9 protein-coding genes and 1 pseudogene are annotated in these 11,919 nt (G+C 60.8%); 9 read left to right on the top strand and 1 reads right to left on the bottom strand.

Going from position 1 to position 11,919, the window contains the following annotated elements; all coding sequences use genetic code 11:
• The 9 genes and pseudogenes from DN388_RS07230 to gdhA all read left to right on the top strand — a co-directional run.
• Positions 1 to 854 (top strand): annotated as a pseudogene (locus DN388_RS07230) (DUF2345 domain-containing protein); the annotation flags it as partial.
• Positions 851 to 5,536, top strand: coding sequence for an RHS repeat-associated core domain-containing protein (locus DN388_RS07225; protein WP_254998099.1), 4,686 nt, complete (start codon positions 851 to 853; stop codon positions 5,534 to 5,536). The pseudogene DN388_RS07230 and the gene DN388_RS07225, both read left to right, overlap by 4 nt.
• Positions 5,537 to 5,887, top strand: a complete 351-nt coding sequence (locus DN388_RS07220; RefSeq protein WP_146095045.1) for a hypothetical protein — start codon at positions 5,537 to 5,539, stop codon at positions 5,885 to 5,887.
• 26 nt (positions 5,888 to 5,913) lie between these two features.
• A complete protein-coding gene (locus DN388_RS07215) occupies positions 5,914 to 6,522 on the top strand; it encodes a hypothetical protein (protein WP_254998096.1) in 609 nt (202 codons plus the stop codon).
• 14 nt (positions 6,523 to 6,536) lie between these two features.
• Positions 6,537 to 6,794 carry a hypothetical protein gene (locus DN388_RS07210; RefSeq protein WP_253086770.1) on the top strand — a complete coding sequence of 86 codons (258 nt, stop codon included), beginning with the start codon at positions 6,537 to 6,539 and terminating at the stop codon, positions 6,792 to 6,794.
• A gap of 110 nt (positions 6,795 to 6,904) precedes the next feature.
• Positions 6,905 to 7,543 carry an SMI1/KNR4 family protein gene (locus DN388_RS07205; protein WP_254998092.1) on the top strand — a complete coding sequence of 213 codons (639 nt, stop codon included), beginning with the start codon at positions 6,905 to 6,907 and terminating at the stop codon, positions 7,541 to 7,543.
• Between the two features lie 217 nt (positions 7,544 to 7,760).
• Positions 7,761 to 8,024: a PAAR domain-containing protein gene (locus DN388_RS07200; RefSeq protein ID WP_054916267.1), complete on the top strand. Its 264-nt coding sequence runs from the start codon at positions 7,761 to 7,763 to the stop codon at positions 8,022 to 8,024.
• A gap of 120 nt (positions 8,025 to 8,144) precedes the next feature.
• Positions 8,145 to 9,809: an energy-dependent translational throttle protein EttA gene (ettA, locus tag DN388_RS07195; protein ID WP_043860207.1), complete on the top strand. Its 1,665-nt coding sequence runs from the start codon at positions 8,145 to 8,147 to the stop codon at positions 9,807 to 9,809.
• Positions 9,810 to 10,074: 265 nt separating this feature from the next.
• On the top strand, positions 10,075 to 11,412 hold the full coding sequence (gene gdhA, locus DN388_RS07190; protein ID WP_043860208.1) for an NADP-specific glutamate dehydrogenase: 1,338 nt from the start codon (positions 10,075 to 10,077) through the stop codon (positions 11,410 to 11,412).
• Here the strand turns inward: gdhA and DN388_RS07185 are convergent.
• Positions 11,409 to 11,897 carry a GreA/GreB family elongation factor gene (locus tag DN388_RS07185; RefSeq protein WP_254998088.1) on the bottom strand — a complete coding sequence of 163 codons (489 nt, stop codon included), beginning with the start codon at positions 11,895 to 11,897 and terminating at the stop codon, positions 11,409 to 11,411. The genes gdhA and DN388_RS07185 overlap by 4 nt on opposite strands.
• Positions 11,898 to 11,919: the final 22 nt, after the last annotated feature.

Raw genomic sequence — 11,919 nt, 5'->3', positions numbered from 1 at the left:
CGGCCAAGACCGAACTGGTACTCCAAGGCGGCGGCAGCGCCAGTACCTACAACGCGGGCGGCATCACTCACGTAACTACCGGGCCATACACTGCGCACGCGGCGAACTTCGCCCATGTGGGGCCCAAGAGCCTGGCCGGGACCTTCCCCGAGCCGCCCAAGCCGGGCAAGGGCGATCTGGAGTTGCTGTACCAGTACGCCAACAGCAAAGGCGTGAAAACCGGCGACTACAACGTGACCGACGCACTGGGCAAATCGATCAAGGGCACGCTCGACGCCGACGGCTTCAACCTCGCCAGCGGTGCCGCCCTCGGCCCGCTGTGGGCCGACTTCGGCCTGGACCCGGCTGACACCTGGGCCGAAGCCAGCCACTTTGGCGCCAGCACGTGGCCGCTCAGCCCCTCACTCGACGATATCGCACCCGGCCAGCAATCAGTGGTCGGCGAGGTGCTGGGCGCGGCCAGGGATGGCCTGGAGAACGGCAAGGCACTGGTGCAGCAAGGCATGGACAAGGGCAAAGGACTGGTACAGGACGTTATGGCACAAGGAAAGACAATGGCCCAGGGCCTCATGGGCCCCGGTGGCTCTGCAGTGATGGACGATGGCAAGGCGCTTGCGGGCAGCGGGCTGCAACTGGCCAGAAGTGGCCAGGCGGCCTTGCAGCAGGCACAGCAGGTGGGCGCTGCACTCAAGGGCGAGCCTGCCGCGATGGCCGGCCTGGCCAGTAGCGTGGTGCCCGGCGCAGCGGCGTCGCTGGAAGCGGCAAGGGCGCTCAACACCTTGCCCGGTCTGGCCCAGCCGACCTTGCCGAGCAGCCCGGCCAAGGCTCTGGCCAGCCGCGAGGTGCTGGCATGAGCGAGTCCGCCAAACCCCGCGAACCCCAGGTCGCGGTCGCCCCGCTCAACACCATCGACGCCAAGGACGTGGGCCGCGGCGCCGCCGAATTCGACGCCTGGCTGCAATCGATCAGTGGTGGCACCGTCACCCTGGAACGCATCAAGTCCGTGGCCGGCGCCTTGCCGGTGGTGGGCAACATCATGGCCCTGGTGGATGCACTGGGGGACGTGGTCACCCTGGTCAAGAGCAAGCAGCGCGAGGTGCTGGACTGGGTCAGCCTGGGCATCAACCTGATAGGCGTACTGCCGGCACCGCCGACCATGGCGGCCGCGCGCATGAGCCTGCGCCCGACGTTGTTCCTGGTGCGCCAGGAACTGCGCAACAGCGCCAAGATGCTGCTGGGCGATTCGCTGATCCAGGTGCTGATCGGCCATTTGAACGCCACCATCGCCGGCACCATCGACGACTTCGTCACCCAGGCCAAGCCCAGGCTGGCCGAGATTCTTGACGCGGCGGGTGCGAAGGGCACCCAGATGTTCGGCGAAATCGCCGATGGCCTGGACGCCGTGGCCACCGGCCAGCTCGATGCCAGGAGCGACCGCACGGCGATGAGCCAGCAGTTGTCTGCGGCTGGCGACCAGCTCACGCACAGCCCCAGGGCGGCGATCAGGAATATCTTCGGTGCGATGCACAGTGCCTGCAAGGCTGCGGGCAAGGGGGTGGTGAACAGCGCCGTGAGCAAGCTGGTGTCGGATGACATCAAGGCTCAGGTACTGGCCCAGACCGGGCAGTTGCGCAAGCTGGGGCCGGAGTTGGCGCGCCAGTTGAACAGGCTGGCGGACCCGTCGCTGGCGATGAGCATCGGTTCGATGCTCAATGTGCTGGACGGCGCCGTGAAGGGCTTTCGCAAGCGCAACAAGAACGGGCAGTCGGGCGTGAGCAAGCCGGGCACCGTGACCCAGGTGGAACGGGAGAAACCCAAGGGGGAGCTGGGGGCGACGGCCAGGCAGCATGAGGCCGTGGCTTCGACCAGCCCGCTTCCAGATACCTGCCCGATCCCGCGCCCAGCGCCCAAGGCGCACTCAGGCAACCACATCAGCTTTGCCCTGGGTTCGGAATTCATCATCCATACCGACTTCAGCCTGCCGGGTGCATTTCCCATCGAGTGGCAGCGTATCTACCACTCGCGCCTGGCCGAGTACGACCAAGGCAACCTGGGCGCTCGCTGGGTCACGCCGTTCACCACCTGCATCGATGTGGTCGGCACGGGTCTACTGTTTCACGACTACGATGGCCGTAGCCATGCGTTCGACCTGCTCAAGGTCGAGAAGGCGCAGTACAACGCTATCGAAGACCTGCTGCTGGTTCGCAGTCGTGAAGACGAACTGGTGATCTGCCGCGGCTTCGTGCGCAAGGAACACTATCTGCGCGTGGGCGAGCGCTACTACCTGCAGAAGATCCTGTTGCAGAACGATGCCGGCTGCATGCTGCATTACGAGCATCGGCACGAGGGCCGGCCGGTACTGTCCGACATCATCACCTTTCAAGGCGACATGAGTGACGTGCTGCGTCACCTAGGCACCCTGATCGATGACCATGGCCGTATCACCGGCCTGTGGGAAATGCGTGACGGCCAACCGCTACGCCAACTGTGTGCCTATCACTACGATGCCCATGGCGACCTGGTCGCCGCGCAGGATGAACACGCAGGCACCTGGCACTACCACTATCAAAATCACCTGGTGACCCGTTACACCGACCGTACCGGCCGGGGCATGAACCTGGAGTGGAAGGGCAGTGCGTTCGATGCCAAGGCCATCCGCGAATGGGCCGATGACGGCAGCTACGAGTTGCACCTGGAGTGGGACAGCAACATTCGCCTCACCTACGTCACCGACGCCCATGGCCAGGAGACCTGGTACTACTACGACATCCTTGGACATCTGTACCGTGTGCGTTACCCCGACGAGCGCTCGGAGTGGATCTTTCGCGACGAGCGCAAGCACATCGTTCGGCATGTCCACGTCGATGGCAGCGAAGACCGTTACGACTACGACGAGCAAGGCAGCGTGGTGCGGCATATCCGTGCCGACCACAGCCAGGTTCACTTTGCCTACGACGACCGCCGTCGCCCGATCAGGATCCGCGACGCCGAGGCCGGTGTGTGGGAACGCCAGTACGACCTCAAGGGCAACCTCAGCGAAACCGTCGACCCGCTGGGCAACAAGACCGAGTTCGCCTACACACCCTCCGGTCTGGTCAAGGCGATCAAGGACGCCAACGGCAACGAAAAGGCGCTGGTGTACAACGACGCCGGGCAACTGGTCGAGTACACCGACTGCTCGGGCAAGACCAGCAAATGGGCCTATGACGATATCGGGCAGTTGGTGCAGTTCACCGATGCCGCCGGCAACAAGACCCAGTACACGTACAAGGCCGGCCAGCTCGCCCTGGTCATCCATCCGGACAAGACCGAAGAGCGCTTCGAGCGCGATGCCGAGAGTCGCCTGCTGGCCCACGTCGATGCCCTCGACCGCTGTACCACATGGACCTACACCGTCGCTGGCTTGCTGGCCGAGCGTGTGGATGCGGCCGAGAACACCCTGCGTTATCGCTGGGACAAACTGGGCCGCCTCACGGGCCTGGAAAACGAAAACGAAAGCCACGCCAGTTTCCGCTACGACCCGGTCGGCCGTCTGCTGGAAGAGAGCGGCTTCGACGGCCTCACCACGCGCTACCAGTACGACACGAACACTGGGCGCCTGACCTCCACCCACGTCGGGCAACGCCGCCTCGACGTCACCTTCGATCCCGTCGGCCGTCTCATTTCCCGCGTGGCCAGCCAGGGTGACCAGCGCGAGGAAGAAACCTTTGCCTACGACGGCAACGGCAGGCTGATCCAGGCCATCAACGCCGCGAGCAAACTGCAGTGGTTCCATGACGAGGCCGGCAACCTCGTTCGTGAACACCAGCACTACCTGGCCACCGGCACCCCGATGGTCGCGGTGTGGCAGCACGAGTACGACGCCCTCAACCTGCGTACCTCCACCACTCGTCCGGACGGGCACAAGGTCAGCTGGCTGACCTACGGTAGCGGTCATCTGTTGGGCATGACGGTCGATCAGCATGAACTGCTGGCCTACGAGCGCGATGACCTGCACCGCGAGGTTGTGCGGCATCAGGGCAACAGGTTGAGCCAGACTCAGGCCTGGGACCCGGCGGGGCGCCTGCAGGAACAGCTGCTGGGTAGCCAGGACGGCAAAGCGACCCTGCTCAAGCGCGAGTACCAGTACGACGCGGTAGGCCAGCTGACCGACATCCATGACACCCGGCGTGGTCATCTGGCCTACCAGTACGACCCGATTGGCCGCCTGTTGCAGGCCACCAGCCGCCTGGGAGTGGAGACCTTCGCCTTCGACCCGGCCGGCAACCTGCTGGATGACAAGCACCACGAGCCGACGCGGCCGCTGGAGCGTGCGCCCAGGCGTAACCGGTTGATGGACAACCTGCTGCGCGAGTATGCGGGCACGCATTACACCTATGACGAGCGGGGCAACCTGAGCCACCGGTTGCACAACGGTGTGCAGGCCCGGTTCACCTGGGACCTGTTCGACCGTTTGCAGGCTTACAGCGACGACAAGCTCAAGGTCGAGTACAGCTATGACGCCCTTGGGCGACGGTTGCACAAGCACTCGACGGCGCATTACTGGAACAAACCTGAAGCCGGTACTGGCTGGAACCAGCTGGAGCGAGCCAAGCGCCAGCGCGAACTGAACTGCGGCTTCACCCTGTTCGGCTGGGACGGCGACACCCTCGCCTGGGAAAGCTCGCCTGCGCAGGATGAAGGTGACACCGGGCGCACGGTGCACTACCTGTACGAACCCGGCAGCTTTGTGCCGGTGGCGCAGGCTCTGCGCAAGGCCCCGATACGGTTGTACAAGGAGCCGGACTGGAGCAACCGCCCCTACGACATCGACCAAGACCCGCTCTGGCAGCAAGCGGCCTCGCCACAACCCTTTGATGCGATTGCCTGGTACCAGTGTGACCACCTGGGCACGCCGATGGAGCTGACCGACCACAACGGCGACGTGGCGTGGTCGGCGCAGTACAAGGCGTGGGGTGAGGTGAAACAAGAACGTTCGGCCTGGGCGAAACAGGTGGGGTTGAACAACCCGATCCGCTTTCAGGGCCAGTATCACGACCATGAGACGGGTCTGCACTACAACCGGTATCGGTACTATGATCCGGCGGTTGGGCGGTTTGTTGGGCAGGATCCGATCAGCTATGCGGGTGGGTTGAACTTATTCGTATACGCACCAAACCCTATTGATTGGATCGACCCTTGGGGGCTGGCGCGGATCAAAAACGCAGTTGAGGGAGATAGGCGGCATCAGGAGTTTAATGCGGAAATGAGAATTAAGCATCCAAATGCCACTATTCAAAGTGAATGCTACTTACGGGACTCGAATGGCAGATCTGTGAAGGATCCTGAGACGGGAGAGCGACGTAGAGTTGATACTGCAATCATTGAAGGCGGCGCTGCCACAACTCATGAGGTTACTAGTATGAGCGCAGATAAACGCGATCAAATTGATAAGGAACGTCGGATTCGCGAAGCCGGTGGGGTGTTTGTCAAAGATCGAAGTACGGGGGAATTGGTCCCTGTATTAGGAATTTCAACAGTTGAAAGGAGAATCTAAATGTATTCGGATTATACAGTCTGGGATATTGACGGCGTGTTGGAGGCGTATCGTGAAGTTCCTGAGTGGAGAGAAAGTGTAGAGATTGGTTATAAGTCACTTTTTTTGTTTATGGAGAGAAATGGTCTTCTTAATTGTAAGGTGAGTAATGAACTGGGTGAAGTGGTTAAGCGCTCTATTAAAGCAAGCGAAATAACTGAAGAGGGGCGACTCCTAACACGAGGGCCAAAAAATCCAGTGGGGAAATGGATGAGATCTAAGGGGGGGCAGAAAAATCCTCCCGACATGAAAATTCTAGAAAAAGCACTAGCAGAAATACGCGCTAGTAAGGCTGCTGAAAAAAAATCTTGACTTTATGAGGTTTCGAGAGGGGCGGAATGCGGTTACTAAGAAATGATGTTAGGTCGGGTGATGTTTTTTATATTCCGGCCATGTCAAAAGATGGGCGTGTAGGCTTTGTTCTGGCACGGTTTATTGAACACGTTGAGTGCAATCTGGGTGCTCTGATAGAAGTATTCAAGAACTTCTATTTGAAACCACCGAAAAATATTCATGAGGTTGATTTATCAGAGAGATTGTTTCGCCCTATCTTATGCTCACTTCGGTTTTCCGAAATACCGAGGTGGAAGATTTTGTTCAGTGATCCAGAGTATGTAAGAGAGGATTCAAATTATAAGGATATAGTTATCGAGCTCCATTTAGAATGTTGGGTTGGTGGAAAGAGTGTTCCTAAAGCAATCGGGGATCGTGGTTTCTCTCGTTCTGCTAGTTGTGAGGGAGCGACTTGTTGGAGAATGCACCATATTATTTTTCGTGTGAATGCGCATCTGTCAGGAATTCTAGGTGGCCAAGATCAATTTTTGATGGAAAAACTTCCTGAAAATATGAGGATTGGTAACAGCGAAGCTGAGCAGAAAGTTATTGGCTTAGCTAACGAGGTGGGCACTTTGTTTAGGTCGTGGTCAACCAGGAAGAGAACTAAATAGAAGGATGAGTGCATTTGCTGGGCAGCCAGGACGGCAAATCGACCCTGCTCAAGCGTGAGTATCAGTGCGACCCGATTGGCCGCCTGTTGCAGGCTACCAGCCGGCTGGGGGTGGAGACCTTCGCCTTCGACCCGGCCGGCAATCTGCTGGACGACAAGTGCCACGAACTGACGCGGCCGCTTGAGCGTGCGCCCAGGCGCAACCGGTTGATGGACACCTGCTGCGCGAATATGCGGACACGCATTACACCTATGACGAGCGGGGCAACCTGAGCCACCGGTTGCACAACGGTGTGCAGGTCCGAAAGCAGTTACTGGCATGTGAACGAAAATACGAGCGACCTCATGCGGCGTGATCGACCAGGCCATAGCGTGCCAAGGAGTTGGATCTCAAATTCTGTTACATGATGGAGCCGTTTCAGGGTGTTACCGATCTGGCGTATTCGCAGGACAGCGCAGTGTCCTCAGACGTGTTGAAAACCTGCTTGAATCACTACTTGCTGCACGATGATCTTCTGGACGTGAGTCAGGGCCACCAATACAGTGCTCAACGCGGGATTCTTGTAGCCTCCAGTGATGGATTTCGAAACCGAATGTCAAAAACGCGTGTCATCGGCACAACGCTTTCTGCAATCGCTTCTGCAGAGAAGGAACTGAACAGAACGTTCCCCACATCCTTTTCCCGCTGGCTGCTTGCCAACAATGGACGGTCACTGGGTGGCCTGGTGGTGTTCCCCGTGTTCGACAGCCGAGACCCGAGGAAGACCTGGGACTCGATCGTCCGAAATTACACCGCAGGGTGGCAGGCGTGGCTGGAAAATTTCTCGCAATCGCCTGAGCGTTTTGCACCGCTGTTGCCCTTCGCAGAGTTTGGAACAGGTGATTATTATTGCTTCGATTATGACGCGCAAGGCGCCTCAGGCGAGCCTGCCGTGGTGTTGTGGGATCATGAAACGGGCAGTGCCCGCCGTGTTGCGGATGACTTTGAGCAGTGGCTGAGTAGCGTTGATCCTGCTCCTTAACGATCATCAGTAGCCCTGGATGGCTTGAATGTTTGACAGCGACTATGAGGATCTGGGCTGCCCAGCGTGATACCCGCTCGATGACGCCCGCGTTCCCACGACATGCAACGGCATGTTGATGTTCAGCCCTCTTCCAATCAGGCACCATCGGACGTGAGTGCAAAGGCCTGCACCTCCACACGTAATACATCCCATCACACAAGGACGGACCCACCTCATGAAAGACATTGTTCGCCTGGGCGATGCCACCACCCACGGTGGCGTGGTACTCGAAGCCTTTTCCAACACCAACCTCAATGGCAAGCCGATTGCCGGGGTAGGGCACAGCGTCAGTTGCCCCCTGTGCAAAGGGGTATTTCCCATTGCCGAGGGCAGCAGCACCTACAGCGTCGGCGGTACGCCCGTGGCGCTGGATGGCATGAAGACCGCCTGCGGCGCCGCGCTGATCGCCAGTGGCCCCAAGGGCGCAGTCATCAGCTAGGCATTGCCCGCAACGTGCACTTTCCCCCCCGGCCGCACCGCCAGTCGCGACGATGGCCGGGGTACCCAATTGTGTCTACAATCAGCTCCTTTGATTGACCTACTTACTGGAGCTCACGTTTTGGCTCAATACGTCTACACCATGCATCGGCTGAGCAAAGTTGTGCCGCCGAAGCGGGAAATCCTCAAGAACATTTCGCTGTCCTTTTTCCCCGGCGCCAAGATCGGCGTGCTCGGCCTCAACGGTTCGGGTAAATCCACCCTGCTGAAAATCATGGCCGGCGTCGACACCGAGTTCGACGGCGAAGCGCGTCCGATGCCCGATCTGAATGTCGGCTACCTGCCGCAAGAGCCGCAACTGGACCCCACCAAGACCGTGCGTGAGGTGGTCGAAGAGGCCGTCAGCGTGATCAAGGACGCCCAGGCCCGCCTGGACGAGGTCTACGCCGCCTATGCCGACCCGGACGCCGACTTCGACAAGCTGGCCGCCGAACAGGCCAAGCTGGAAGCGATCCTGCAGGCCAGCGACGGTCACAACCTCGAGCGCCAGCTGGAAGTCGCCGCCGACGCGCTGCGCCTGCCGGCCTGGGACGCCAAGGTCGAACACCTGTCCGGTGGCGAGAAGCGCCGCGTGGCCCTGTGCCGCCTGCTGCTGTCGGCCCCCGACATGCTGCTGCTCGACGAACCGACCAACCACCTGGATGCCGACTCGGTCGCCTGGCTGGAGCACTTCCTGCACGACTTCCCGGGCACCGTGGTCGCGATTACCCACGACCGTTACTTCCTGGACAACGTCGCCGGCTGGATTCTGGAACTCGACCGCGGCGCCGGTATTCCTTACGAGGGCAACTATTCGGGTTGGCTGGAAGCCAAGTCGGACCGCCTGGCCCAGGAGTCCAAGCAGCAGTCGGCCCATGAAAAGGCCATGAAGGAAGAACTGGAATGGGTGCGCAAAGGCGCCAAGGCCCGCCAGTCCAAATCCAAGGCGCGTCTGCAACGCTTCGAAGAAATGCAGTCGCAGGAATTCCAGAAGCGCAGCGAAACCAACGAGATCTACATCCCGGCCGGCCCGCGTCTGGGTGACAAGGTCATCGAGTTCAAGAACGTCACCAAGGGCTACGGCGACCGCGTTCTGATCGACAACCTGTCGTTCAGCATGCCAAAAGGCGCCATCGTCGGTGTGATCGGCGGTAACGGTGCCGGTAAATCGACCCTGTTCCGCATGCTGATGGGCAAGGAGCAACCGGACTCGGGCAGCATCGAGATCGGTGAAACCGTGCAACTGGCCTGCGTCGACCAGAGCCGCGAAGACCTGGACGGCGGCAAGACCGTGTTCCAGCAGATCTCCGACGGTTCCGACCAGATCCGCATCGGCAACTACGAGATTCCGGCGCGTACCTACGTGGGGCGCTTCAACTTCAAGGGCGGCGACCAGCAGAAGTTCGTCAAGGACCTCTCCGGTGGTGAGCGTGGCCGTCTGCACCTGGCGTTGACGCTCAAAGAGGGCGGCAACGTGCTGCTGCTCGACGAACCGTCCAACGACCTCGACGTCGAAACCCTGCGTTCGCTGGAGGAAGCCCTGCTGGACTTCCCGGGCGCCGCTATCGTGATCTCTCACGATCGGTGGTTCCTTGACCGTGTGGCTACCCACATCCTGGCCTACGAAGACGATTCGCAGGCGGTGTTCTTCGAAGGCAACTACACCGAGTACGAAGCCGATCGCAAGAAGCGCCTGGGTGAAGCCGCTGCCCAGCCGCACCGGGTACGGCACAAGAAACTGGCATGACCTTCACGGTCTTGCACTGAAACGGGGCCTTCGGGCCCCGTTATTTTTGCCTGGAATCCGGGTGAATCCTTCGCCGGCAAGGCCGGCTCCTACAGGGTTGTGCGGCCTGCTGTAGGAGCAGGCTTTGCCGGCGAAGGTGTATACATTTATAGAAATGCACCATTTATTTCCATAAAAACGACATTTTGCCCTGTTGCGGTGCGAGCGGTTCTTGGTAAAGTCCTGAAAAAACTAATAAGTCCAACTCTATCTGGTGAATGTCTAAATGATCGAATCCGTCGAAGACTTCCTCGCACGCCTGCAAAAACGCGACCCTGCCCAGCCCGAATTCCATCAGGCCGTGGAAGAGGTACTGCGCAGCCTATGGCCCTTCCTCGAAGCCAACCCGCACTACCTGCAGGCCGGTATTCTCGAACGCATGGTCGAGCCGGAGCGGGCCATTCTGTTCCGTGTGTCGTGGGTCGACGACAAGGGCAGGGTGCGTGTCAACCGCGGCTACCGCATCCAGATGAGCAGCGCCATCGGCCCATACAAGGGCGGCCTGCGTTTCCACCCTTCGGTGAACCTCGGCGTGCTGAAGTTCCTGGCCTTCGAACAGGTACTCAAGAATTCCCTCACCTCGCTGCCCATGGGCGGCGGCAAGGGCGGCTCGGACTTCGACCCCAAGGGCAAGAGCGACGCCGAAGTCATGCGCTTCTGCCAGGCATTCATGAGCGAGCTGTACCGCCACATCGGCGCCGACCTCGACGTGCCGGCCGGTGACATCGGCGTAGGTGGTCGCGAAATCGGCTTCCTGTTCGGCCAGTACAAGCGCCTGGCCAACCAGTTCACCTCGGTGCTGACCGGCAAGGGCATGAACTACGGCGGCAGCCTGATTCGCCCCGAAGCCACCGGCTACGGCTGCGTGTACTTCGCCGAAGAAATGCTCAAGCGCGACGGCCTGCGCATTGACGGTCGCCGTGTGGCCATCTCCGGCTCCGGCAACGTGGCGCAATATGCCGCGCGCAAGGTCATGGACCTGGGCGGCAAGGTCATCTCGCTGTCCGACTCCGAGGGTACCCTGTACTGCGAAGCCGGCCTGAACGATGCGCAGTGGGATGCGCTGATGGAGCTCAAGAACGTCAAGCGCGGCCGCCTGAGCGAGCTGGGCGGCGAGTTCGGCCTGGAGTTCCGCGCCGGCCAGCGCCCTTGGAGCCTGGCCTGCGACATCGCCCTGCCGTGCGCCACCCAGAACGAGCTGGACGCCGAAGACGCACGCACCCTGCTGCGCAACGGCTGCATCTGCGTGGCCGAAGGCGCCAACATGCCGACCACCCTGGACGCCGTGGACCTCTTCATCGAAGCCGGCATCCTGTTCGCCCCGGGCAAGGCCTCCAACGCCGGCGGCGTGGCCGTCAGCGGCCTGGAGATGTCGCAGAACGCCATGCGCCTGCTGTGGACGGCCGGCGAGGTGGACAGCAAGCTGCACAACATCATGCAGTCGATCCACCATGCCTGCGTGTACTACGGCGAAGAGAACGGCCGCATCAACTACGTCAAGGGCGCCAACATCGCCGGCTTCGTCAAGGTTGCCGACGCCATGCTGGCCCAGGGCGTGGTCTAGGGCTGCGGCTCGATGGCGACGACCTCGATCAGTTGATCACCCGCCGGTCGTCGCCACAGCACCTCGTCACCGGGCGCTGCCCCCAGCAGTGCCCGGCCCAGGGGTGACCCCCAGTTGATCAGGCCACTGGCGGCATAGGCCTGGTCTTCGCCGACCAGTTGCACTTCATGCTGGCGGCCTTCTTCATCGACAAACACCACCCGGCTACCGATCTGCACCTTGCTCTGCGAGGTGGCGGGTGCGGCCACCTGGGCGCTCTGCACGCGGGCGCTGAAGTAGCGCAGGTCGCGCTCGACCTCGGCCAGGCGTTGTTTGTCGGGGTCGCCCAGCAGCGTGCTGCGCAGGGTCTCCAGTTCGCTGACCCGCTGCTTGAGCAGGGTCAGGCCCTGGGCGGTGACGTGGTTGGGTTGTTCGCTGATGCGCCGCTCTACCGGTTGATTGGCCTGATCGGCGGCCTGGTCTTCGTTGACGAATGCTCGGCTCATGGTTGGCCTCCTTTGTAGGAAG

This window comes from Pseudomonas sp. S12(2018), from assembly GCF_024355235.1.
GTDB lineage: Bacteria > Pseudomonadota > Gammaproteobacteria > Pseudomonadales > Pseudomonadaceae > Aquipseudomonas > Aquipseudomonas palmensis.
This window is presented reverse-complemented; position numbering and strand designations above follow the sequence as displayed.